Source organism: Loktanella agnita (assembly GCF_046640325.1).
In the GTDB taxonomy this organism is placed as follows: domain Bacteria; phylum Pseudomonadota; class Alphaproteobacteria; order Rhodobacterales; family Rhodobacteraceae; genus Yoonia; species Yoonia agnita.
Genome location: NZ_JBJMBF010000009.1, coordinates 14452 through 36260, shown reverse-complemented (window position 1 = coordinate 36260; position 21809 = coordinate 14452). Strand labels below are relative to the sequence as shown.

The 21809-nt window shown below is 56.9% G+C and carries 26 protein-coding genes and 1 other RNA gene; 12 read left to right on the top strand and 15 right to left on the bottom strand.

Going from position 1 to position 21809, the window contains the following annotated elements:
• Nucleotides 1-68 precede the first annotated feature (68 nt).
• The 3 genes from ACJ5NV_RS11710 to ACJ5NV_RS11700 form a co-directional block, all read right to left on the bottom strand.
• Nucleotides 69-1307 (bottom strand): APC family permease, encoded by a 1239-nt coding sequence (locus ACJ5NV_RS11710; protein WP_411643907.1) that lies wholly within the window; start codon nt 1305-1307, stop codon nt 69-71.
• A 269-nt stretch (nt 1308-1576) separates the two neighbouring features.
• Complete coding sequence (locus ACJ5NV_RS11705; RefSeq protein ID WP_411643905.1) at nt 1577-1993, bottom strand: VOC family protein; 417 nt, start codon at nt 1991-1993, stop codon at nt 1577-1579.
• A gap of 118 nt (nt 1994-2111) precedes the next feature.
• The gene (locus ACJ5NV_RS11700; RefSeq protein ID WP_411644107.1) at nt 2112-2339 is read right to left on the bottom strand and encodes a sulfurtransferase TusA family protein; all 228 of its coding nucleotides are present in this window, start codon (nt 2337-2339) and stop codon (nt 2112-2114) included.
• A gap of 103 nt (nt 2340-2442) precedes the next feature.
• Between ACJ5NV_RS11700 and ACJ5NV_RS11695 the strand changes: the two genes are divergently transcribed.
• The 4 genes from ACJ5NV_RS11695 to ACJ5NV_RS11680 all read left to right on the top strand — a co-directional run bounded on the left by ACJ5NV_RS11695 (nt 2443) and on the right by ACJ5NV_RS11680 (nt 6382).
• The gene (locus ACJ5NV_RS11695; protein ID WP_411643903.1) at nt 2443-3198 is read left to right on the top strand and encodes a cytochrome c biogenesis CcdA family protein; all 756 of its coding nucleotides are present in this window, start codon (nt 2443-2445) and stop codon (nt 3196-3198) included.
• 65 nt (nt 3199-3263) lie between these two features.
• On the top strand, nt 3264-4541 hold the full coding sequence (locus ACJ5NV_RS11690) for a hypothetical protein (protein WP_411643901.1): 1278 nt from the start codon (nt 3264-3266) through the stop codon (nt 4539-4541).
• Between the two features lie 59 nt (nt 4542-4600).
• Nucleotides 4601-5896 carry a cytochrome P450 gene (locus ACJ5NV_RS11685; protein WP_411644105.1) on the top strand — a complete coding sequence of 432 codons (1296 nt, stop codon included), beginning with the start codon at nt 4601-4603 and terminating at the stop codon, nt 5894-5896.
• Between the two features lie 321 nt (nt 5897-6217).
• On the top strand, nt 6218-6382 hold the full coding sequence (locus ACJ5NV_RS11680; protein WP_411643900.1) for a hypothetical protein: 165 nt from the start codon (nt 6218-6220) through the stop codon (nt 6380-6382).
• A gap of 20 nt (nt 6383-6402) precedes the next feature.
• Here the strand turns inward: ACJ5NV_RS11680 and ACJ5NV_RS11675 are convergent, their stop codons facing one another.
• The 6 genes from ACJ5NV_RS11675 to ACJ5NV_RS11650 all read right to left on the bottom strand — a co-directional run bounded on the left by ACJ5NV_RS11675 (nt 6403) and on the right by ACJ5NV_RS11650 (nt 10798).
• A complete protein-coding gene (locus ACJ5NV_RS11675) occupies nt 6403-6633 on the bottom strand; it encodes a ribbon-helix-helix domain-containing protein (RefSeq protein WP_411643898.1) in 231 nt (76 codons plus the stop codon).
• Nucleotides 6623-6802: a DUF4169 family protein gene (locus ACJ5NV_RS11670; RefSeq protein ID WP_411643896.1), complete on the bottom strand. Its 180-nt coding sequence runs from the start codon at nt 6800-6802 to the stop codon at nt 6623-6625. Before ACJ5NV_RS11670 ends, ACJ5NV_RS11675 begins: the two co-directional genes overlap by 11 nt.
• A complete protein-coding gene (gene fumC, locus ACJ5NV_RS11665) occupies nt 6799-8190 on the bottom strand; it encodes a class II fumarate hydratase (RefSeq protein WP_411643895.1) in 1392 nt (463 codons plus the stop codon). The genes ACJ5NV_RS11670 and fumC overlap by 4 nt, the downstream gene beginning before the upstream one ends.
• Before the next feature lie 85 nt (nt 8191-8275).
• A complete protein-coding gene (locus ACJ5NV_RS11660) occupies nt 8276-8752 on the bottom strand; it encodes an SspB family protein (protein WP_411643894.1) in 477 nt (158 codons plus the stop codon).
• A gap of 64 nt (nt 8753-8816) precedes the next feature.
• On the bottom strand, nt 8817-10058 hold the full coding sequence (locus ACJ5NV_RS11655) for a chromate transporter (RefSeq protein ID WP_411643892.1): 1242 nt from the start codon (nt 10056-10058) through the stop codon (nt 8817-8819).
• An 83-nt stretch (nt 10059-10141) separates the two neighbouring features.
• On the bottom strand, nt 10142-10798 hold the full coding sequence (locus ACJ5NV_RS11650; RefSeq protein ID WP_411643890.1) for a DUF1194 domain-containing protein: 657 nt from the start codon (nt 10796-10798) through the stop codon (nt 10142-10144).
• A 204-nt stretch (nt 10799-11002) separates the two neighbouring features.
• Between ACJ5NV_RS11650 and ACJ5NV_RS11645 the strand changes: the two genes are divergently transcribed.
• A complete protein-coding gene (locus ACJ5NV_RS11645; protein WP_411643888.1) occupies nt 11003-11158 on the top strand; it encodes a hypothetical protein in 156 nt (51 codons plus the stop codon).
• Nucleotides 11159-11180: 22 nt separating this feature from the next.
• Here the strand turns inward: ACJ5NV_RS11645 and ssrA are convergent.
• Nucleotides 11181-11531, bottom strand: a transfer-messenger RNA (tmRNA) gene (ssrA, locus tag ACJ5NV_RS11640).
• Between the two features lie 214 nt (nt 11532-11745).
• Between ssrA and ACJ5NV_RS11635 the strand changes: the two genes are divergently transcribed.
• Nucleotides 11746-12147: a TadE/TadG family type IV pilus assembly protein gene (locus ACJ5NV_RS11635; RefSeq protein WP_411643886.1), complete on the top strand. Its 402-nt coding sequence runs from the start codon at nt 11746-11748 to the stop codon at nt 12145-12147.
• Nucleotides 12128-13600 carry a Tad domain-containing protein gene (locus tag ACJ5NV_RS11630; protein ID WP_411643884.1) on the top strand — a complete coding sequence of 491 codons (1473 nt, stop codon included), beginning with the start codon at nt 12128-12130 and terminating at the stop codon, nt 13598-13600. The genes ACJ5NV_RS11635 and ACJ5NV_RS11630 overlap by 20 nt, the downstream gene beginning before the upstream one ends.
• A gap of 87 nt (nt 13601-13687) precedes the next feature.
• Here ACJ5NV_RS11630 and ACJ5NV_RS11625 read toward each other — a convergent pair whose 3' ends face one another.
• The 5 genes from ACJ5NV_RS11625 to ACJ5NV_RS11605 all read right to left on the bottom strand — a co-directional run bounded on the left by ACJ5NV_RS11625 (nt 13688) and on the right by ACJ5NV_RS11605 (nt 17091).
• The gene (locus ACJ5NV_RS11625) at nt 13688-14032 is read right to left on the bottom strand and encodes a DUF4345 family protein (RefSeq protein ID WP_411643882.1); all 345 of its coding nucleotides are present in this window, start codon (nt 14030-14032) and stop codon (nt 13688-13690) included.
• A gap of 123 nt (nt 14033-14155) precedes the next feature.
• Nucleotides 14156-14761 carry an SCO family protein gene (locus ACJ5NV_RS11620; protein WP_411643880.1) on the bottom strand — a complete coding sequence of 202 codons (606 nt, stop codon included), beginning with the start codon at nt 14759-14761 and terminating at the stop codon, nt 14156-14158.
• Between the two features lie 57 nt (nt 14762-14818).
• Nucleotides 14819-15283, bottom strand: coding sequence for a copper chaperone PCu(A)C (locus ACJ5NV_RS11615; RefSeq protein ID WP_411643879.1), 465 nt, complete (start codon nt 15281-15283; stop codon nt 14819-14821).
• Between the two features lie 58 nt (nt 15284-15341).
• On the bottom strand, nt 15342-15698 hold the full coding sequence (locus ACJ5NV_RS11610) for a hypothetical protein (protein WP_411643878.1): 357 nt from the start codon (nt 15696-15698) through the stop codon (nt 15342-15344).
• A gap of 352 nt (nt 15699-16050) precedes the next feature.
• Nucleotides 16051-17091, bottom strand: coding sequence for an extracellular solute-binding protein (locus ACJ5NV_RS11605; protein WP_411643877.1), 1041 nt, complete (start codon nt 17089-17091; stop codon nt 16051-16053).
• A 258-nt stretch (nt 17092-17349) separates the two neighbouring features.
• On the opposite strand from ACJ5NV_RS11605, the gene ACJ5NV_RS11600 reads away from it, so the two are divergent.
• From ACJ5NV_RS11600 to acuI, 5 genes are all read left to right on the top strand, one after another.
• Nucleotides 17350-18117: a DUF2182 domain-containing protein gene (locus tag ACJ5NV_RS11600; RefSeq protein ID WP_411643876.1), complete on the top strand. Its 768-nt coding sequence runs from the start codon at nt 17350-17352 to the stop codon at nt 18115-18117.
• 13 nt (nt 18118-18130) lie between these two features.
• Nucleotides 18131-18844, top strand: a complete 714-nt coding sequence (locus ACJ5NV_RS11595) for a DUF1326 domain-containing protein (protein ID WP_411643874.1) — start codon at nt 18131-18133, stop codon at nt 18842-18844.
• A complete protein-coding gene (locus ACJ5NV_RS11590) occupies nt 18841-19347 on the top strand; it encodes a DinB family protein (protein WP_411643872.1) in 507 nt (168 codons plus the stop codon). Before ACJ5NV_RS11595 ends, ACJ5NV_RS11590 begins: the two co-directional genes overlap by 4 nt.
• A 139-nt stretch (nt 19348-19486) precedes the next feature.
• On the top strand, nt 19487-20587 hold the full coding sequence (locus ACJ5NV_RS11585; protein WP_411643871.1) for a dimethylsulfoniopropionate demethylase: 1101 nt from the start codon (nt 19487-19489) through the stop codon (nt 20585-20587).
• A gap of 77 nt (nt 20588-20664) precedes the next feature.
• Nucleotides 20665-21648 carry an acryloyl-CoA reductase gene (acuI, locus tag ACJ5NV_RS11580; protein WP_411643870.1) on the top strand — a complete coding sequence of 328 codons (984 nt, stop codon included), beginning with the start codon at nt 20665-20667 and terminating at the stop codon, nt 21646-21648.
• The last annotated feature ends 161 nt before the right edge of the window (nt 21649-21809 follow it).

The following is a 21809-nucleotide window of genomic DNA, read 5'->3' as shown; positions in this document are numbered from 1 at the left end:
AAATGGAAAAGCCCCTGCCATTGGTAGGGGCTTTTTATTTGCGGTCTGTAGGAATGTTGGCTCCGCTTTTAAATCCACGCGGTCGCGAACAAAAGCAAGCTCGTTAGGACGCCCATGACGGGCACCACCATTGGTACCGTGAAGTGGTCGGACCCGTTGTCGCCCCGCCATTTCAGCCGTATCAATGCGACGTTCACCAAAATAAAAACCAAGAGAACGATCTGCGATGTGCGCTCGGCCAAGGCGCTGATTGGCAATGCCAAGGCCAACAATAATATGATGCACACGACCAGAACCGTTGCGACGATTGGCGTTTGTGTTCTGCGCGATACGATCGCCAAAGAAGAAAACAGATGCCCTCGGTCTGCGAGACCATAAATGACGCGCGATGCCATAATCATCTGGATCAATACGCCGTTCACAGTGGCGACAATTGCGATGATCGCAAAGCTTTGTTGGATGCCTGCTGGCGCTGTGGCAAAGACCAAAGAGAGCGGGGCCGCGGAAGAGGCCAAGGCGTCAATTGGTACAGCCAAGAGCACGGCAGTCGTCGTCACAATATATAGCAAAGTCGCAATGACCAGCGTAAATACAATAGCCTTTGGCATGGTCGATGCCGGGTCTTTCACCTCTTCTGCGACGTTGGCCATGTCCTCAAAGCCTACAAATGCGAAAAACGCCAATAGTGAGGCTGCGCCGATTCCTGTCCAGTGGGGGCCAGTGAGGGGCGGCAGTATATCGAGCAAAGCAACGCCAAGAGGCTCTGATACACCAAAGCCCCAAACAGCTACAAAGATCAGACCGCCAATTTCGATCAGTGTGATGATTGCAGCCACCGTGACTGACTGGGTGATGCCCCACATGGCGATGAGCCCCATCAACGCGACAACCCCAACGGTCAGCACAGCGTGCGGTGCTGCGATCAAACCTTGGAGATAGGATGCAGCCCCTATGGCGACAGCGGCCGCAGAAACCATACCTGAAAGAGCGACGGCCAGTCCGACAAGCGTGGCCAGCGTAGCGGAGCGAAAGCCAGCTTCCACATATGCAGCTTCGCCTGCGCTGACCGGATAGCGTGTCGAAAGCTCGGCGTAGGAAAAGGCCGTGAAGGCAACAACGATTGCGGCGACCAGAAAGGAAATTGGCGCGTAGATCCCGGCCTCTGCCGCTGTTGTCCCAACCAGTACGTAAATCCCGGCCCCGATGGTAACGCCAAGCCCATAGAGCGTAAGCAGCGGTGTGGTCAGAGAACGGCGCAGTTTCCCTGACTGGCCCGCCCCATCTGCCTGTGCATCAAGTGCTGGCATTGTAATGACGTCCTTATGATGTTGACGTATCGCGCATTAGTAGAAATTAACCTGCAGCCCTATCCCGTTATAGGGGCCATTCGGTCTTGGCATAGTCCTAAAATTTGTTCCAAAGGATCCGAGCGGCTCGCGCGGCATCATCTTTGTCAGTGCTAAGCTTAGCGCCGTGGAATCGCCCAACTGTCGATCATATAGGTTTTGAGAGCGACGCCAGATACCACCATTTTATGAGCAGCGGCTCGTGCCAGACCTTTTGGCAGTATGCGCCGTTATCCGTCACGCGTGGGGTCGTTTGGATCGCTGGAAAAGAGTGCGATTTTGTTGCCTTCTGGGTCGCGGAGGTAGCCGACGTAGAAGTGTGGTCCGTAAGCGGCGCGAAAGCCCGGCTGCCCTTCGTCTGTGCCGCCTGCGGCCAGTGCGGCGGCGTGAAGATCCTGCACCTGTGTTTGGTTGTTTGCCTCGAAGGCGACCATGGACCCGTTGCCAGCGGTGGCTGGCCGCCCATCGAAGGTGGGTTTGACATAGAAGTCGGGCAGTGCCGGGCGCTGACCCGGTTCGACGGGCAGGGTGTAGCTTAGACCTTCTGGTCCTTCGTCCAATCCGTACCCAAGAGCGGGTAGGAATGCGGTGTAAAACTGTTTTGCACGGGCAATATCATCGGCGCCGACTGTGACATAGGCAATCATGTTTTCTATTCCTTTCGGGATATTTACTTATTTAAAGACGGTAAATCTGTGTGTGTCAGCGATGGTATAATAGCGGGCCAGGTATTCGCTCGCCTGCGGCTCTTGCCACGCTAACCTGTCAGCCTTTGCGGATCAGGTAGACCTGCGTTTTACCCAGATCCTCGGACCCCAGCAGAGTGTGCCCGGCCTCATGGCAGAAATGGGGGATGTCGATGATGGCGGCGGGGTCGTCGGCCTCGACCCGTAGGATTTGGCCGCTGCGCAACGCTTGCAGCCGTTTGCGCGCTTTCAGAACTGGCAGGGGGCAGAGCAGCCCTTTGGCATCAAGGTCGGCATCATGGGTCATGACCGCGAGGTAGGTGCAATATTTCAGATTGTCCACCAAGTTGTGACGCAATGCGCCGTGACCTCTGCCTGCGCCTGTCATAGGAAGGCGCAAAGGAAGTGCGATGTTCGAGACCAGTTTGATCCTAGATGCGGCCCTGATCCCTGCCATGCTGGTGGCGTTGGTAGGGGGGCTTTTGTCATTTCTCAGCCCCTGCGTCTTGCCGGTTGTCCCCCCTTATCTGGCCTATATGGGCGGTGTGTCTGTGTCCGAGATGGAAGAGGCGCGTCAGGCGAGACGCCGTGTCTTTGGCGCGGCGGTGTTCTTTGTTCTGGGTCTGTCGACCGTGTTCATGTTGCTGGGCATGGCGGCGTCGGCGCTGGGGCGCAGTTTGTTGCAGTATCAGGAGTGGTTCATCATCATTGCCGGGGTTGCCGTGATGATCCTCGGCGCGCATTTCATCGGTGTCTTTCGTATCGGCTTTCTGGACCGTGAGATGCGAGTGGCGGCGGGTGACCGGGGCGGGTCTGCTTTTGGGGCCTATATCCTTGGGCTGGCGTTTGCCTTTGGCTGGACGCCCTGTCTGGGCCCGATCTTAGGGATGATCCTGTCGCTGGCTGCAACCGAAGGCGAGGTCGCGCGTGGTACTGTTCTGCTGGCCGCCTATGCGTTCGGGCTGGGGATTCCTTTTTTGCTGGTGGCGGCGTTCTTTCCACGGCTCAAGAATGTCATGGGTTGGATGAAGCGACATATGGACCGGATTGAGCGGATTTCCGGCCTGTTGCTGTGGACTGTGGGCATGATGATGCTGACCGGGCAGTTCACCGCCCTGAGTTGGTGGCTGCTTGAGCGATTTCCCGCCCTCGCGACATTGGGCTAAAGACTTATATTCCCAATTCAAACCGGATACGCTTTGCCTTGCGGGGATGAAGACGGGACCAATCGATGACTGAAGAGATGACGCGGGTCAAACGGCGCTGGGTATTTCATATTCCGGGCTATGATCCGTTTCCGGCGCGGCGCTATCGTGAGCTTTATCGCAGCGAAAGTGAAAAGCAGGCCGGGCTGAGCGGCTATGACATTGCGGTGCAAGGGCAGGCCAAAGGGCAGACAGATGGCTGGACTGTTGCGGCGACGATTGATCATCAGGATGTCGTGGCCCGTGTCGATGTGCTGACCTGGTCGGATATTGTGCGTCAAAGCATGACACAGTCGATCCCCGGCACATATCTGCAATTATTTCAGACCTCTTGGACCTATATCACCACCGGCACGCTGCGCCGCCTGTTCTGGATGCGCAAAGGCCCGGTGCTGGCCGCGCTTTATCCGGTGGCAATGCTGTTGGCGCAGTTGTTCTTTGCCTTGTGGCTGGGTCTTGCTCTGGGTGGTCTGGTTGAATCAGCCCTTTTATGGCTTGCCGCTTTGGCTGGGCTGACCTCTGGCGGTGCGGCGACTGCATTGGGCTGGGTGGCCGCGCTGTTGAAATATGGCATTCTGGCGGTGGTGTTGGTCAACCTGCTGCGCTGGTTCAAGGCGCAGGATGGCAAGCTATATGCCTATTACCTGATGCATGATTATGCCTTTACCGCCAAGCATCGCGGGGCGAATCCGCCAGAGCTGGAAGAGCGGATTGCAGAGTTTACCAAAACCATCGGTGACGCATTCAGCGGTAATGTGGATGAGATTTTGGTGGTTGGGCATTCCTCTGGTGCGCATATCGCGATTTCGGTTCTGGCTGACCTGATCCGGTCAGGCCGGGTTCCGGCGGAAGGGGGGCCTAAGCTGGCATTTCTGTCGTTGGGGCAGGTGATTCCGATGGTATCTTTCCTGCCGCGTGCCCGGCGGTTGCGCAGTGATATGGTGTTTCTGGCCACCCATGATCTGATCACGTGGATTGATGTGTCGGCGCCGGGGGATGGCTGTTCTTTCGCGCTGTGCGATCCGGTGGCCGTGACAGGGATCACGCCGCCGGGCAAACGCTGGCCGTTGATTATGTCGGCGGCGTTCACGCAGACCTTGTCACCGGAAACGTGGAAAGAGCTGCGATGGAGGTTCTTCCGCCTGCATTTTCAGTATCTCTGCGCGTTTGATCGTCCCCGCGACTACGACTATTTCCAGATCACGGCGGGCCCGGTTTTACTGGCGGATCGCTATCGTGACAGGCCCCCATCGAAATCGCGGATTGATGTGGCGGTGTCGCGCTATACGTCGCTGATGCCTTGAGCGGGCGCGCGCCTCCGAAACCGACGGCCCGCCCGGATAAGGTATCGTTATGGCGGCATCTGCGTTTGTTTCGCCGCGATATCCTGTCGGCGCAGCCTGCGCGGCTTTATCGGGCGTGGATGGCAGAGTTTCGCACACCGTTCTTTCGCAGCTATCTGGTGAATGATCCGCCGCTGATCCGCACGGTGCTGAATGCGCGCCCTGCGGATTTCCCGAAATCGGATCGGATCGGCGCCGGGTTGCGTCCGTTATTGGGGGAAAGCGTCTTTGTTACCAATGGTGATATCTGGCGCAGGCAGCGCCGGATCATTGATCCCGCCTTCGAAGGCGGCCGGTTACGCGACACGTTTCCGGGGATATTGGCGGCGGGGCAGGCGGCTGTGGCCCGGATGGCCCCACTGGCGGATGATACCCCACAAGAGTGCGAGGCGCTGACAAGTCATGTGGCTGCGGATGTCATTTTTCGCACGCTGTTTTCGCTGCCGATCGAGGATGAAACCGCAAGCCGGGTGTTTGCTGCGTTCAAGGCCTATCAACGCTCGCAGCCGATCCTGAACCTTGCTGCGTTTGTTCCCGGCCCGAGCTGGATGCCCCGGTTTTTTCGGCGGGGGACCAGAAAGAACGCCCGGAGTATTCGTGCGCTGATCACTGATCTGACGCAGGAACGGCTGGATCTGATCGCGACGGGCGATGCACCGGATGATTTGGCGACCAAGATCATGACAACCTGCGATCCTGAAACCGGGCAGAGGTTCACCCGTGATGAGATGGTTGATCAGGTGGCGATTTTTTTCCTCGCAGGGCATGAGACAAGCGCGTCAGCACTGGCGTGGGCGCTGTATCTGCTGGCGCTCTATCCTGAATGGCAGGACAGGCTGGCCGCAGAGGCGCGGGGGTTTGGCGATAGCTTTGCTGATCTGTCAAAGCTGAAGCAGACCCGTGATGTGTTTCGCGAGGTGCTGCGGTTGTATCCGCCGGTGCCGATGATGGTACGCGAAACGGTCAAGCCAGAGCATTTCCGCGACCGGGATGTGCCTGTGGGCGCGCAGATTGTCCTGTCGCCCTGGCATTTGCATCGTCAGACCCGGCTTTGGGAAAACCCGGACGCATTCGATCCAGCGCGCTGGGAAACAGAGAACGGCAAAAGCTGCGCGCGGGAAGCTTATTTGCCATTTTCAAGCGGGCCGCGTGTCTGTCCCGGGGCCGGATTCGCGATGATCGAAGGGGTCGTGTTGCTGGCGCAAATGCTGCGTAACTATCAGTTTTCATTGGCAGAGGGGCAAGAACCGGTGCCGGTGGCGCATCTGACGGTGCGCGCTGAGAACGGAATTTGGTTGCGATTCGCACCGCGATAGGAGCAGAGGCATTCACACCGCCGTGAACAGCGTGAAAATTGGGCAATTTGGTCACAGGACATAAGGGGAATGGCGCATATTCGGCGAAGACGCGCCTAAAATTCATCCGTTTGATCAGGATGCTGGACCCGATCCTGTTTAAATGGGAATGTAGTTTAGCGCTACCAAACACGCGTTGCTATCTTCTTGCTGAATACGACCTAAGATGTGCCGACAGACACTCTAAAGGATATGGGGGTTAACATGACGATTGCTTTACCTGGTTCTTCAAAATTTGGGCTTCTGGGACGGAAGCGGGCCGCAGAGAAGAACAAAACAACCGTGACGAAAAAACCGCTGAAACCACATGAGGTGGCAAGGCTGTTCACAAATGGCTCGCGCGCTGAATCCACGCGCGATGTCAAACCTGCCAAGCTGAATGATGGTGAAAAGCAGGATCGTGACCGCCTGTCTAATCTGCGCGGTGCGCTTTATTCAAAAGACTGATCGCGCATTGAACCGCGTCGCTATGGCTGACGCGACAATGCGCGCTCTAACACGTAGACACGCAAGGCCGATGCGAGACCGATGTCTCCGCGGCCTTCGTCTATTTCAGAGGCAAGACCATTGATGGTTTTGCCGTCCTGATCCGCGATACGTCGGAATTCATCCCAGAAAATATCTTCGAGTGATACGCTGGTCCGGTGGCCGCGCAGCGTGAGCGAGCGTTTGACCGGGCGCCGGTGGTCAGCTGTCATCGTCGCGTTTCAACTGATCAAGCCGGTCGCTGGCCTGTTGCGCCGTTTTTGTATCCAATGCGCGCGCGGCCTTTGTGCGGCCAAAGCGGATGGCGTTTTCATCCGCTTTGATTTTTGCCGCAGCCCGGGCACGCGCCTTGCGCGCCTGGTTCAGGTTGATCGGCTTCACTTGGGCCCGATCATATCTTCGGGGCGCACAACTTTGTCAAAGGTGTCTGCATCCACAAAGCCCAGCGCGATGGCTTCTTCCTTGAGCGTGGTGCCGTTCTTATGCGCGGTCTTGGCGACCTTGGTCGCGTTGTCATAGCCGATGGTCGGCGCCAGTGCCGTGACCAGCATCAGGCTTTCCTGCATCAGCTTTTCGATACGCGGCTTGTTCGCTTCGATCCCGTTGAGCATCCGTTCGGTGAAGCTGTCCGCGACATCGCCCAAAAGCTGCATGGATTGCAGTAGGTTATAGGACATCATTGGGTTATAGACGTTCAGTTCGAAATGGCCCTGTGATCCTGCAAATTTCATTGCCGCGTCATTGCCCATCACATGGGCCGCGACTTGGGTCATCGCCTCTGCCTGGGTCGGGTTCACCTTGCCGGGCATGATCGAAGAGCCGGGTTCGTTTTCCGGTAGTACCAGTTCGCCCAAGCCAGAACGGGGACCGGAGCCGAGGAAGCGGATGTCATTGGCGATTTTATACATGGACCCGGCCACGGTCGCGAGCGCGCCGGACATGAAGACCATCGCGTCATGGGCGGCCAGTGCTTCGAATTTATTCGGTGCGGTCACAAAAGGCAGCCCGGTGATTTCGGCCATATTGGCGGCGACTGTTTCGCCCCAGCCGGTTTGCGTGTTCAGGCCAGTGCCGACGGCTGTGCCGCCTTGGGCCAGTTCATAAATACCGGGCAGGGCCATTTCGATGCGCGCGATGCCTTGGCGGATCTGGTGGGTATAGCCGGAAAATTCCTGGCCCAGCGTCAGTGGCGTCGCATCCTGCGTATGGGTGCGGCCGATTTTGATGATATCTTTGAATTCTTCGGATTTCGCTTCCAGCCCAGCCAGCAGTTTGTTCAGCCCCGGCAGCAGCACGTCGCGTACCATGGTCGCGGCGGCGATGTGCATTGCGGTGGGGAAGGTGTCGTTCGATGATTGCCCCATGTTACAGTGATCATTAGGGTGGACGGGGGATTTGGAGCCGATTTCACCGCCCAGCATTTCGATGGCGCGGTTACTGATCACTTCATTGGCATTCATGTTGGATTGGGTGCCGGACCCGGTTTGCCAGACGACAAGCGGGAAGTGATCGTCAAGCTTGCCTGCGACGACCTCTGCCGCGGCGGCGATCATGGCGTCGGCCAGTTCTGCATCCAGCTTGCCGCTGTCGCGGTTGGCCATGGCGCAGGCCTGTTTGATCACCCCAAGCGCGCGCACGATGGCGACGGGCTGTTTTTCCCAGCCAATCGGGAAATTCATGATCGAACGTTGGGTTTGCGCGCCCCAGTAGCGGTCAACGGGGACCTCAAGCGGGCCAAAGCTGTCGGTTTCGGTACGTGTATCGGTCATGATATCCCCTCATAAATCTTGAAAGACCTATATTGGGGGGGATGGCAGACCGCAATATCGCAATGCAGACAGGGTGTGCGTCTGGTTACTTGCGGAACTGGTCGAGGCTGACGACTTCGGCCTCTTTCTGTTCTGTATTGTCCGAAGGGTCAGGTTCAACCATTTCGTCCATTGGCGCTTCGACGATCTCAGCTGTTTCGCCGTCATCATCCTGTGTTTCAAAGCGCAGGCCAAATTCCACAGAGGGATCGATAAAGGTTTTGATTGCGTCGTATGGAATATAGAGCGTTTCCGGGCTGTCGCCGAAATTCAGCGTGATGGTGAAGCCTTCGTTCGTGACGTCGAGATTGTCGAACCAATGCTGGATCACCACCGTCATTTCGCCCGGATAGCGGTCGGACAGCCAGTCGGCGATTTCCACATCCGGGTGCATGGTATCAAACGTAACAAAGAAATGGTGTGCGCCGGGCAGCCCGTCTTTCGCGACCGAAATCAGGACTTCCTGTATCAGGCCACGCATTGCCCGGTGCATCAGGTTTCCATAGTCAATCGAACGGTCCACAACATAATCCTTTCACATCACCCCTGCCAGCATAGGGGATTCGATGCCGGAGGAAAGAGTGATCTTATCTTAAGCTTAGCAGACCACCGAGCAGCGCGGTCATTAGCAGCACCGCAGGTAGGGGCCAACGCCGCCACAGAAGCAGTATCGCGGCGATGCCCGCGAGTGCGATGGCGGCAGGTTGTAGTGTGCTGAGCATGGGTGCCGATGTGGTCACCGCCCCCCAGCGGATGCTAGTTACCGTGCCGAAAAACACATGCAGCGCGAACCAAAGTGACAGGTTGCCGATCACGCCCACCACGGCGGCGGTGACAGCCGCGAGTGCTGCCCGCAGTCGCGGTCGTCCTTCGAGCCAGTCGATCAGCGGGGCCCCAGCGAAGATCCAGATAAAGCAAGGCACGAAGGTCACCCAAAGCGCCAATGCACCGGCCAGCAGCGCCAGCCCGATCCCGCCCTGTGCTTGCCCGGCGATCATTGCCACGAATTGCGTGACGAGGATCAGCGGCCCCGGTGTGGTTTCAGCCAGCCCCAGCGCATCCAGCATTTGCGCCGTGCTGATCCAGCCATACTGGAGCACGACCGCTTGCGTCATATAGGCGAGCACAGCGTAGGCCCCGCCAAATGTCACCACGGCCAGTGTGGAAAAGAACTGCCCCACATCCAGCAGGAAGTCATGTTGGAGCAGCGCGAGAATGAGGAGAGGCGCCCCCCAGATCAGCCCACCGAACAGCACCACCCACAGACTGCGCCGGAACTGCCCCTGCGTTGCCAGTGGCGGATCGGCTTCCCCGTCAGGCTGGGTCGCCCCGATCAGCGCTGCGATACATATGAGCAGCGGAAAGGGCAGGGCGAAGATAAATAGCGCAACGAAGGCGGCGATTGCGATGAACAGATGCGTTCGGCGCTGTAGGGCGCGTCGCGACATTCGGATCAATGCTTGGATAACAATGATGACAACGGTTGCTTTGACCCCCAGAAACAGCGCTTGCACCAGTGGCAGGTTCCCATAGGTGGCATATGTCAGCGCCAGCAGTGCGATCACGACCGCGCCGGGCAGTACAAACAACCCGCCTGCGATCAGCCCGCCGATGATCCCCTGACGTTTCCAGCCTGCATAGGTGGCCAGTTGCATCGCCTCTGGCCCCGGTAGCAGCATGCAAAAGGACAGGGCGCGCAGGAATTGCGGCTCGGTCAGCCAGTTGCGGATTTCGACCAGTTCCTTGTGCATCAGCGCAATCTGGGCTGCGGGCCCGCCAAAGGAGAGTAGCCCGATCCGCCCGAAGACCCGCAGCAGTTCAGCACGCATGCGATTTGCCTGTCATTTCCATGGTGTCACCCCGACCTTAGCACTGTGTCAGGGGTGTGACATCGGGGGCGTGCCGTCAATATTCAGCCGATGATCTTGCTGATTTCGCGCAGGATTTTTGCGCGGATCGCGGTGGGGTAATCCCGGTGGGTGCGGGCGGTGATGACAAAGCCGTTTCGAGTAATCACCGCGCTGCGATAGAAATTGGTGATGGCCATGCCCATGGATTCAATCGCGATACCGTTGATGGTGACGCCTGCCTGTTCTGCTGCATTGCGTGCTGCGTGCACGTTTGTGCCGCCGTTGGGCGTGCCGTCGCCTGACACATCAATGACCCGTCGTTCGCAATCTTGAACGCTGTTGAACTGTTGGAGCGCGAAATAGATCGCCTCTGCCGGGGCGGTGTCGGACAGAATGAAGGCGCGTTCCATCGCGCGGGCCTCACGTGACAGGATTGCAGCGTCATAGGTAGTGTTGATCCGGGTCCAGGGGATCGACAGTTCCTGCCGGTCCGCCCCGGACCATTGCATAACGGCGATCGCGATTCTGCCCGCAGTCATCGCTTCGACGATTTCAGGGTCACGCAGCGCATCGGCGAGCCCGTCTGTCTGTAGTCGATATTCTGTACTGTCGATGGAATTGGACACATCAATCGTCAGCATAAGTGCCGTTTCGCAAGGAACCGCCGATACGGGAACCAGCGCTATCAGAAATGCAAACAGTAAGTTAATATGAGGCATGACAGCATCGTGCGCATGCCGCGCATCCAATGCAAGTCACATCATCGACTGCCCGGTTGGTGCAAGGTTTGATGGTTTCAATGTGCGTTGTTGAGTTCTCCCATTGGTACGGGGATCGCCGTGGCGGTCTACCCTATCTATTGCCTGTGCTGGCGGAATCGCTGGCACAAGTTTAACGCGCAGCACCCCGGAGAGGTCTGACCCATGTATCAACGAAACCTTCGCGCCTTGGCCGTTGTGATCCTATTTGCCATGGTGACCACACCTATGGTCGCTGACACGACAGAGATAAACCCGCAGGCAGGGCAGGGACAGGCAGGTGATCTGACTGTGCCAATGCACGAGATACGCGCCGACTGACTTGGCTGGATGGAAGGGGGAAAGTGCAGGTTTCTGTTGCCAGGTACCTGCGAACCCCGCCTATGGTCGCAAAACCATAGGGCTTAAGTTTTCGATATTTCGCACAGCTTACGCTGCGAGAGCCATCGGTGCTTTGTTGTCATTTGCAACTAGCTTTTTTGAACCGATAACGGTGGTATCTCACCGAGACAAAGCAAAACCCCTTTAGACGTTCGTCGATCCTGTTTCGTCCCCATGATCCCCAAATGAAGGATATTTGGTGGAGACGCCGGGTACCGCCCCCGGGTCCGATCCGCTTATTACGAGCGCGTTTATGTCCATAGTCCCGAAGGACAGATGACACATAGTGCTGGTTGCACAATGAAACAACCCATTTGCTTAAAAAAGTCTCTTACTGTTAATTCGGACGGTGGTAATCTGGGTCGAATTTTGTCAAAATTAAGGAATTGGTTGCGGCTCAACTTATTGATATTGCTTGCTTTAGTGGACTGATTATATACGTGGCGAATATATGCCGAGCATTAGTCCCGCTGTCAGCAAGTTGTCGCGTATATCGAGAAATACGAAAATATCTAATAGGTGTGGATATGGCCAACTTGTCGAATGTCCGCCGCTGGCGTCAAAATGAAGACGGTGTGGTGACAATTGAATTCTTGTTGTGGTTGCCCGTAATGGTCGCGTTATTGACCTTAACAACTGATGCGACGCTTTTAATGCATGAGCAGCAGAATATGTATAATGCGGCGCGTGATTCATCGCGTCAGGTCGCGTTGGGTTTGAAAACAGAAGATGAAGCAGAAGAGCTTTTTCTGACCCGCTTTGATTCAGGCGATATCGAGGTTCATATCGTCAAAGCGAATGGTTTCGTTACAACGACGGCCAGTATGCCTTTTTCACAAACGGCCCGGCTAAGTGGTTTTCTGTCCTCGGGCCAATTGTCGGCAGAAGTTGCCATGTGGGTAGAAAGCGATGGTCAAGATGATGGCTAAATCGCTTAGAAATAAGATTCATTCCTTTAAAACGGACGAAGATGGCGGAGCCACAATCGCGGGCTTGTTTTTTACGTTGTTTGCGCTTTGCATCATGGGACTGGCGCTTGATCAGGCTAATGGCTGGCGCATCCGAACGAAAATGCAGATCGCAACGGATGCGGCGTCACTTGCAGGTGCTGCGAATTTGCATGATGAGACTATCGCCCGGCAGATTGCAATGACAGTCGCGAATATGAACTTATCGACAACGCAAGCAATCACCGAATCTGACATTCATCTGGGGCATATCGACCCGGAGACGTTTGAGTTTGTGCATGGTCTTGATGAAAATGAAACCTTTAATGCGGTGCGCGTTGATGCGGAACGCAATTTATTGCGACAAAACTCTGTTCCCACGTATCTTTTAAAGTTTGTGGGGTTGGATACACTGGATGTTACGACCCAATCTGTTGCCATTGGCAGCGCCGGGCTAGCAGGTGGTGCGCGCGTTGGGTGCAGTGATGCGGTGTTTATCAGCACCAAAACAGTGCAGACTGGCGGCAGCAACGAATTGAATGGCGCCGTCTGTATCCATGGTGAACAGGGCGTCGCGACCGGAGGGGGCGATTACTACAATCCCCTTGTTAAAATGTCCACGCCAGATCTGGATGATATCTATATCGCGAGTTATGAGCCAAAAACTCTTGAAGAAGACGCTTTGAAGGTTGCGCGTTCGATGCAGCCAACCTTGTTGCCGCAGCTTGACGCCATGCATGCCAGTATCTGGGATGAATTATGGAAAGGGCGCGCGGATAATTCAGCGCTTTGGTATAAGCCTGCCGCGCCTTACGGCGGGCAACAATGGTACTATGTTGGCGAATACACATTGAAGCAGGACGACTACGAAGGCATCATTCCGGATTTTGTTTTCGACGCGCAGGGCAAAACGACGGTGCATATGCGTGAAAACTACTGGTCTATTCAGCCCGGAGACCTGCTGCCACATACGATTTACCTGTCCAGTGCGGGTGTCCAATTTTCGGGTGGTGTGGATATCGAAGACGTCGCCATTGTCTCTCAGGGAAATATTGGCGTAGGCGGTGGTCCGAAATTGTTTTTCGACGATATCTTTTTTATGGGGACAAACTTAAACTTCTCTGGAAGCGTTGATTGGGGGGATCAAGCAGATCCTTGTGACGATGACGCTTACAATGTCTATCTCTTTGGCACTAATCAATTGTCACTTGGTGGTTGGAGACAAGGTGCACGTGTCAACGGCATGGTTGGCGTGGCGCCGATGCTTCACCCCGGCGGGGCGTTGCAGGGTACTGGCGTCTATTTTGAAAGTGACAGCCATCTTAATCTTGGCGGTGACATGGAAATTACCGGATGCGGTCAAGATCGGGATGCTGAGTATGAACTGACCGAGGCGGAAATCTCTTTTGTGTCAGGCTCGACCCTTTACCGCTGAATGCTTTTTACTGGGGCATTTCACTGAACAAAAAGGCCGCCCTGTGATCGGGGCGGTCTTTTGCTATTTGCAAGTGTGTTGCGTTCTTTAAAGGTTGATCGCAATTGCGGTCAGGCCAACGCTGGCCTCTACAACGAAGAACACAATTTTTTTGCGTGATCGCCCGTCAAAGAGCAAGGACGTCAGACGGCCTGTGGCCGCACCCAGCCAACAAAACCCCAGCATCGTATAAGCGGCGGGGGTGCTGAGCAGCAGCGCCCCGACCCCCATCCCCACGAACAGGCACCCGGCAGATGCGCGGATTTCGGATGTTGCCATTGTGGATGCGCCTGCTTGCATTTCCAGCGTCTGCATCGTGTAGCGCGGCGCGAGCCAGCCAAAGCAGCCCAGCGCGATGCTGGCGAGGGCGAAGATGATGTTGATGATATCCATGGCCGGTCCTTTTGTTCACCTGCCACGAATTGGCGCGCCTGTGGCCGAAATCAATAGCTGCATGGCAGCGCAGCGGGGCGCGATGTGTCCTGCGCCTGTTTTCACATGGCGCAGGACATTCTTTTAGGTCATTTGAGACGCGAAACAGGCCGTGGTTGCGGCGATTTCTTCGGGTGTGGTGTCACGCCTGAAGAATGTTGCGAAGCCTGTATCGGGAAAGACCAGATAGGTCTGGGTGGAATGGTCCACCAGATAATACTCCGGGTCACCTTCTTGCACCCTGTAATAGGTCTTATAGGCTTGCGAGGCTGCGGCGACCTGTTCCGGGGTGCCGGTCAGCCCGATCATGTCATCGTGGAAGTTGTCGGTAAAATCGCGCACGACTTCGGGTGTATCCCGCTGCGGATCGACAGAGATGAACACGGTGCCCAGATCAACGCCCTGATCCGCAAGCAGATAGGCCGCCTGCGCGTTGCGCATACTGTCGAGCGGGCAAACATCGGGGCAGAACGTATAGCCGAAATAGACCAGCGTGGGTTTGGTGATCACGTCTTTATCCGTCACGGTTTCACCAGTTTCGGACATCAGCTCGAACGGGCCGCCAATGGCACCGCCCGCAACAGCGGTGCTGCCGCAGGGGTTGGTCTGTTGTTTGGCAACATAGGTGGCATAACCGCCAAGCCCGGCGGCCGCTGCGATAACCGCAACACCAAAAAGAGCAGGTTTCATGGATGTCTCCTGACTGTGCAGGCGCTGCCGAAACATATCCGGCAGCGCGATCCGAATTTAGTGATTATGGTTCGCATGGCCCGCATGGTCCATATCACGTGTGACGATGTCGAATGTGACTTCGACCTCACCGGCGTGTTCAAAAACCAGTGTGGCGGGAAAACTTTCACCCGCGACCAATGGCATGCCCTGAATGCCCATAAGCATCACGTGATAGCTGCCCGGCTCCAAGGCGACAGTTTCACCCGCGGGAATGGTAATTTCTTCCACATGTTTCATGCGGGCGACGTCATCGGTAAATTCGGTGGTGTGCAGTTCAACACGGGGAAAATCAGCACGGACGGCGATCAGCGCGTCGTCAGTTTCGCCCATATTGGTGATGCTCATGAATCCGCCGCCAGCCCCTGCGGTGGGGGGTGTTTCAAAGGCGTGGGGCTTTTCGATCTTAAGTGTCTCGTCAGCCAGTGCGGTGCCGGCGGTGAAGGCGAATACGGCCAGTGCGGCCAGTTGAGTCAGTTTCATTGCTTTGTCTTTCGGTTGACCAGCGCGGTGGCGCGGTCGGGTTGATCGTATGGATGGTTCAGGCGATCAGCCGAAAAGGGGGCGCGCGGGCCGGGGCGGCGTGTATGGTTCGAATTGTGCCCAGCCGCGCTGGCAGGGCCACCCAGCGGATGGCAAATGACAGGTTCTCTTGCGCGGTCACTGTCGCGGGGGCGGGCAGGGCGCAGGTCGCGCTGATGATACAGGCCTGACACGGGCCCGTATGCAACATATCCGTATCGCCAGTCGCACCCCCGCAAATATCCGCGAGAGATCCGCCAGCCAGAACATAGGCGGTCGCCTGTTGTTCGGCCAAAGGATCAAGCGGCTTGTGCCCGGTGCCCACCAGCATCAACGCCAGCGTAAGCAGCGCTGTGATGAAAGCACGCCAGATCATGCGTCACCGCCGCGGCGGGGGGCTGATACGGGTGCTATGATCGTGCGCGGGGTCATCTGTGTCCGGATTGTGCGTGAGTTGGTGAAGTCATTAACCTGTTTGGCGTCAGAGTAAACGGCAATGTCAGATGCTGCGTCAGTGTTACACGCGCACCGTTGCGACGTCGTAAGGTGGGTCTTGACCCACCCCCGCCATAACAAAAAGGGCAGCGTGTGATGCGCTGCCCTGTGCCGTGTCGTTGCAGGGGGCTGAGAGCATTTCGATTGACACCTGAATCATCAATCGCTGCCTTTCGCTTGCGGCTCAAACGCAATTGGTGATTTGTGATGTCTCAGGTTAAAACCGAAACGCTTTAGAACCCTGCCTTGATCAGCTCAAACGTTTCGGCCTGCCGTTCGCGCATCGCGTTGCTCATCGGGAGCTGTGCCAGAACCGGGACGTCGATCACGCCCAGACCAGAGGCTTCGAGATCCGCCTCATCCACCTGGCTTGTCAGCGCGACGGCGTTGGCGGAGCCGTATCCTTCGTCCAGCAGCGGCATGACCGAGGATTCAGCCAGCATTGCGTTCAGAAAATCATAGGTCTTGTCTTCGCTTCCCTGACCGTCAGCAAGGTTCACATACCCGCAAAGCCAAAGAGACGATCCTTCTGCGGCCTCGCGCTGGAACCCGATGGGGCGGCCTTCTTCGACCATGGTCGGGTAGGTTTCATTCCACGCCCAGCTGATCAAAATCTCGCCCGAGGCCATAAGCTGTGCCAGCTCGCTCGGATCAGTCCAATAGGTGCGCAGGTTCGGATGTACTTCGCGCAGCCAGTTGGAGGCCGCTTCGAATTCTTCATCAGTCGCGTTCTGCCAGTTGTCCACTCCGGTCGCCAGATAGGCCAGCGCATAGGCGTCATCGACATTATCGGGCAGGGTCACCCGGCCTGCATAGGCAGGGTCTTTGAACACGTTGAGGCTGGCCACCGCGTCTTCGGCGACCTCTTCTGGGTTATAGGCAATGGCGGTGGAGCCGAAATCGGTCGGGATGAAAAAGGTTTCTCCCCCAGAGATATCTGTGCCGGTCAGGTTGCTGTCCAGATCGTCGTAAGCTGTGATCTTGCTGGTATCCCACGGCTCTAGAATGCCGCTTTCGCTCCATTTGCTGACTGATCCCGCACAGATATGGGCCACGTCTGCTTTGAAACCGGCACGGATTTTCTGGAATGCCTCATCTTCGTCCCCGAAAAACGCAAAGCTGGGGCTATCGCCATGGGCTTCGATATAGGCTTGGTGGAAGTCCGGATTTTCAAAGCCTGAATAGTCAAAGACAAGCAGATCGGCGTCTTGTGCGACGCTTGCATTGGCCAAAAAGGCCAGGGTTGCGGCGCCGAGGGGCAGGGTGATTCTCATGTGTGTTCTCCCGTTGTATTTTGACTGATAAGCTAGGTTTGCGCAGGGGGCGCGGCAAGTATCATTTGTAGGCTTAACTGTCCGCTTTTCGATGAAATCTTCAGCGATCGGCACATCATCCCATTGCGACAATGTGCGCATAGGTTCGCTTTACAGTATGGCGCCTGTCTCATCAAAGTGCGTTTCATTTGTCAGCCGCTCCAAGCTCTGACATATCTTTGGTCAGGTCCTGACTCGCTGGGGGGAGAGAGAGCGGTAGTGTCGCATGTGATCCGATCATCACTTTGGCTGGCGTTTTTCGGCGCGATCCTTGCGGCGTGGTGGATCATGTATGTGATGGCGATGGATATGGATTTGGACCTGCTGGGCCGTCCGGGTCCGATGGGCCAACGCATGGCCGATATGGACCCGCGTATGCCGATGGATATGCCCATGGCGCGCTTTGGTCCGCTGTTCACGATGTGGGCGATCATGATGGCGGCGATGATGTTGCCGACCCTTGTGCCGACGCTGACGACCTATGAGCAGTTGATGGTCAGTGCCGACGGCACACGTGCCGGCTGGCTGGGGGTGCTGTTGGGGTATTTCATCGTCTGGGTCGCATTTGCGGCACTTATCGCGGCCGCACAGATCGCACTGCTCTTTGGCGGCGTGATCAATATGCTGGGCGTCGCCCCGCGCTGGTTGTCGGCGATATTGCTGATCGTTGTTGGCGCGTTCCAGTTCACCCGCGCGAAAGAGGTCTGCCACGGAGTTTGCCATGCACCGATGCGCTATTTTCTGGGCCAGTGGCGCACAGGCTTTGCCGGTGGCTTGCGTATGGGGTTGGGCCTTGGTGCGTTTTGCGCTGGGTGCTGCTGGGGGTTCATGGCGCTGGGGTTTGTTGGCGGCGTGATGAGCTTGCTTTGGATGGGGCTGGCAACAGTCCTGATGATATTGGAAAAACTGCCTGACATCGGGCAACGTATAATTCGGCCTGTGGGTGTGGTCTTGATCGCGGGTGGCCTAGGTCTGGCAATTGTTTAAGGGAGAACTGTAGATGGTTGATACAAAAAATAGATTACCAGCCGACCGGCTGCCCATTTCGCAGCGGATCAACCAGCGCATGGAGAGCAACCCGCTGCGCCGCAAGATGAAGCCCACCACATGGGCGATCAAGGGCGAGTTGTTTTTGAACTGCTCTTGCACCGTCTTCTGCCCCTGTGTGATCAGCCTTGGCGCGCATCCTCCGACTGAAGGTTACTGCCATGCGTGGATGGCCATCGCGATTGATGAGGGCCATTTTGAGGGCGAGGATCTGTCAGGTCTGAATGTTGGTCTGCTGGTCGATATTCCGGGCAAGATGGCCGAAGGAAATTGGCGCGTTGCGGCCTATGTGGACGAACGCGCGACCCAGAAAGCCTATAACGGGTTGCTACAGATTTTCAGCGGTGCCGCAGGGGGGACCACAGGACTGTTCACCATGCTGGTGTCCGAGATCATCGGCGCAGAGCGCGAAAAGGTTGAAATCGTGCGCGATGGCGACAAGCGTGGCATATATATCGGCCGAAAAATTCAGGGCGAGATTGAAACGATCAAAGGCAAGAGCGCGGATCATCCGGTGATGATCAGCAATTCGAAATATTGGATGGGCCCGGATATTATCGCCGCCCAAGGCACGAAATCTCGGGTCCGTGACTATGGGCGTGTCTGGGATTTTGGCGGTAAATCCGCTGAAATCTGCCCGATTGACTGGAAAGGGCCAAAGCCATGATCACCCCGGAATACTGCCAAACCATGGCCCGTTATAACGCATGGCAAAACACTGGTTTGCGCGAGATGATCCCCGGGATGGAAAAGGCGGATCTTTATCAGGATCGCGGGGCGTTCTTTGGTTCGATCATGGCGACACTGAACCATCTGCTGTGGGGGGATGCACTGTGGATCAGCCGGTTTGACGGCGGCGATGCACCTGACCAGACAATCCCTGACAGCACAGAGATGACCCCGACCCCGGCTGTCTGGGCGGCGGAGCGGTTTCGGACAGATGCAAGAATTACACTTTGGGCCGAAAGCGTCAGCGCGATTGATCTGGCGGGCGACCTGAAATGGTATTCGGGTTCCATGAAGCGGGATTTTGCAAAGCCAAAGGCGCTTTGCGTTATGCAACTGTTCAATCATCAGACCCACCATCGTGGTCAGGTCCATGCGATGCTGACCGCGGCGGGACAAAAGCCAAACGATACTGATCTGCCTTTCATGCCTGCGCCTGCTTAAGGTTGTTGGTCGCACCTCCACCATAGGAGTTGACAATGATAACGCCGGACCATTTTTCGAAAAGACCGCAGTATTATGTATTTCAATATCGTGGCTTACAAGTTGATCTTGTCGCGCATCTGATGTCGGGGTCCGCGTAATGGTTGGCCTTGCCCCGTCCCGCCGCGTGCGCCGCACACCCTTCAGCGCCGGGGTCGAGGCGGCGGGCGTCAAAGGATATACGGTCTATAACCACATGCTGCTGCCCACGGTTTTCGCGAGTGTGGAGGAAGACTATCACCACCTGAAATCCGCCGTGCAGGTCTGGGATGTGGCCTGCGAACGTCAGGTTGAATTGCGCGGTCCGGATTCGGGTCGGCTGATGCAGATGCTGACCCCGCGCGATTTGCGGGGCATGCTGCCGGGCCAGTGCTGTTACGTGCCTATCGTCGACGAAACGGGCGGGATGCTGAACGATCCTCTGGCGTTGAAACTGGCTGAAGATCGTTGGTGGATTTCCATCGCGGATAGCGATTTGCTATTTTGGGTCAAAGGCTTGGCCTATGGCTATCGTCTTGATGTGCTGGTGGATGAACCCGATGTGTCACCCCTTGCAGTGCAGGGGCCGCTGGCTGATGATCTGGTCGCCCGCGTGTTTGGTGATGCGATCCGCGCGCTGCGGTTCTTTCGCTTTGGCTGGTTCGATTTTCAAGGGGTTAGCATGGCGGTGGCCCGGTCGGGCTATTCCAAACAGGGCGGGTTTGAGATTTACGTTGATGGCACCGAAAATGGCATGCCCGTTTGGAACGCTCTGTTCGCAGCAGGCCGTGATCTGGACGTGCGTGCTGGTTGCCCCAATCTGATCGAGAGGATCGAAAGCGGGCTGTTGTCCTATGGCAATGATATGACCCGCGAGAATACGCCGCATGAATGCGGGTTGGGACGGTTCTGTTCGACCCAAACTGCGATTGGCTGTGTGGGTCGTGATGCGCTGCTGCGGGTGGCCAAGGAAGGGCCCACCCGTCAGATCCGGCCGCTGATTATCGAGGGCGATCTGCCTCGCTGTGACCGTGTCTGGCCGCTGATTGGGGGCGGTAAAAACGTGGGGCAAGTCACCTCGGCCGCGCGCTCACCTGATTTTGGCTGCAACGTGGCCATCGGAATGGTGCGTATGACCCATTGGGATGCGGGCACCCGGTTGCAGGTGGAAACGCCGGATGGCATGCGTGATGTGCAGGTGCAGGAAAGTTTCTGGTACTGACGCTGCTTGCCCGACCGGAGCCTTCGGCGGGCGTTTTTTGACCAAGGCGAAAGTGGGAAACCACAAAGGAGGATCGAATGTTCAAGGCGCTCGTTGTTGAAAAGGACGCAGAGGGAAAGACAGATGCCAATGTGCAAGAGCTGTCGTTGGACCAACTGCCCGCGGGTGAGGTCACCGTCGCGGTCGATTTTTCTACGGTGAACTACAAGGACGGTCTGTGCATCGGTCCGGGGGGCGGGTTGGTGCGAAACTATCCGCATGTGCCGGGCATTGATTTCGCGGGCACTGTCGAAGCCTCTGACGATGATCGCTACAAGCCCGGCGACAAGGTTGTCCTGACCGGCTGGCGCGTGGGCGAGGCCCATTGGGGCGGTTATTCGCAAAAGGCGCGGGTGAAAGCCGATTGGCTGGTGCCGCTGCCTGACGGCTTGACGACCCGGTCTGCCATGGCGGTCGGCACAGCGGGTTTTACTGCGATGCTGGCCGTAATGGCGCTAGAAGATCACGGGATCAAGAACGGTCCGGTGCTGGTTACCGGGGCGGCAGGCGGCGTCGGGTCGGTCGCTACGGCGATCCTTGCGCATCTGGGGCATGAGGTGTCCGCCGTGACCGGACGGCCTGAAACCGAAGAATATTTGCGAAGTCTGGGTGCGACCCAGATCGTCCCACGTGAAGATCTGAATGAAACCACCAAGCGCCCGTTGGAGGCCGAAACATGGGGCGGCTGCATTGATGCGGTGGGCGGCGCGATGCTGGCCCGCGTGTTGGGGCAGATGCAATATGGTGGCTCAGTCGCGGCTGTCGGGCTTGCGGGTGGGGCTGGGCTGCCAGCCACGGTGATCCCGTTTCTGCTGCGTGGTGTGAACCTGCTGGGCATCGACAGTGTGATGCAGCCTTATGACAATCGTGTTCGGGCTTGGGCGCGGATTGCGCAGGATTTGCCAATGGCCAAACTTGACGCGATGATCCATGAGGCGACACTGACCGACCTGCCGCAACTGGGCGCGGATATCCTGAAGGGGCAGGTCAAGGGCCGCGTCGTGGTAGACGTGAACGGGTGATCCAAGGGCGGCGGGGGCGGTGGCCTGCGCCGCCTATGGTGCTGAATTTTAAGGGGTATCGCGTGCGGTAGTGCGCTGTCCGGCAACTAATCTTCTGCTCAGGGTGTTTCGTTGGGCGTTGTGATGTTAGGCTTCTGTTAGGGATGGGACGCTGACCCGCG

Coding starts and splice junctions, on each gene's coding strand:
- ACJ5NV_RS11710 (WP_411643907.1), bottom strand. CDS start 1,307: ATGCCAGCACTTGATGCACAGGCAGATGGGGCGGGCCAGTCAGGGAAA.
- ACJ5NV_RS11705 (WP_411643905.1), bottom strand. CDS start 1,993: ATGATTGCCTATGTCACAGTCGGCGCCGATGATATTGCCCGTGCAAAA.
- ACJ5NV_RS11700 (WP_411644107.1), bottom strand. CDS start 2,339: ATGACCCATGATGCCGACCTTGATGCCAAAGGGCTGCTCTGCCCCCTG.
- ACJ5NV_RS11695 (WP_411643903.1), top strand. CDS start 2,443: ATGTTCGAGACCAGTTTGATCCTAGATGCGGCCCTGATCCCTGCCATG.
- ACJ5NV_RS11690 (WP_411643901.1), top strand. CDS start 3,264: ATGACTGAAGAGATGACGCGGGTCAAACGGCGCTGGGTATTTCATATT.
- ACJ5NV_RS11675 (WP_411643898.1), bottom strand. CDS start 6,633: ATGACAGCTGACCACCGGCGCCCGGTCAAACGCTCGCTCACGCTGCGC.
- fumC (WP_411643895.1), bottom strand. CDS start 8,190: ATGACCGATACACGTACCGAAACCGACAGCTTTGGCCCGCTTGAGGTC.
- ACJ5NV_RS11655 (WP_411643892.1), bottom strand. CDS start 10,058: ATGCGTGCTGAACTGCTGCGGGTCTTCGGGCGGATCGGGCTACTCTCC.
- ACJ5NV_RS11650 (WP_411643890.1), bottom strand. CDS start 10,798: ATGCCTCATATTAACTTACTGTTTGCATTTCTGATAGCGCTGGTTCCC.
- ACJ5NV_RS11645 (WP_411643888.1), top strand. CDS start 11,003: ATGTATCAACGAAACCTTCGCGCCTTGGCCGTTGTGATCCTATTTGCC.
- ACJ5NV_RS11635 (WP_411643886.1), top strand. CDS start 11,746: ATGGCCAACTTGTCGAATGTCCGCCGCTGGCGTCAAAATGAAGACGGT.
- ACJ5NV_RS11630 (WP_411643884.1), top strand. CDS start 12,128: ATGGTCAAGATGATGGCTAAATCGCTTAGAAATAAGATTCATTCCTTT.
- ACJ5NV_RS11625 (WP_411643882.1), bottom strand. CDS start 14,032: ATGGATATCATCAACATCATCTTCGCCCTCGCCAGCATCGCGCTGGGC.
- ACJ5NV_RS11620 (WP_411643880.1), bottom strand. CDS start 14,761: ATGAAACCTGCTCTTTTTGGTGTTGCGGTTATCGCAGCGGCCGCCGGG.
- ACJ5NV_RS11615 (WP_411643879.1), bottom strand. CDS start 15,283: ATGAAACTGACTCAACTGGCCGCACTGGCCGTATTCGCCTTCACCGCC.
- ACJ5NV_RS11610 (WP_411643878.1), bottom strand. CDS start 15,698: ATGATCTGGCGTGCTTTCATCACAGCGCTGCTTACGCTGGCGTTGATG.
- ACJ5NV_RS11605 (WP_411643877.1), bottom strand. CDS start 17,091: ATGAGAATCACCCTGCCCCTCGGCGCCGCAACCCTGGCCTTTTTGGCC.
- ACJ5NV_RS11595 (WP_411643874.1), top strand. CDS start 18,131: ATGGTTGATACAAAAAATAGATTACCAGCCGACCGGCTGCCCATTTCG.
- ACJ5NV_RS11590 (WP_411643872.1), top strand. CDS start 18,841: ATGATCACCCCGGAATACTGCCAAACCATGGCCCGTTATAACGCATGG.
- ACJ5NV_RS11585 (WP_411643871.1), top strand. CDS start 19,487: ATGGTTGGCCTTGCCCCGTCCCGCCGCGTGCGCCGCACACCCTTCAGC.
- acuI (WP_411643870.1), top strand. CDS start 20,665: ATGTTCAAGGCGCTCGTTGTTGAAAAGGACGCAGAGGGAAAGACAGAT.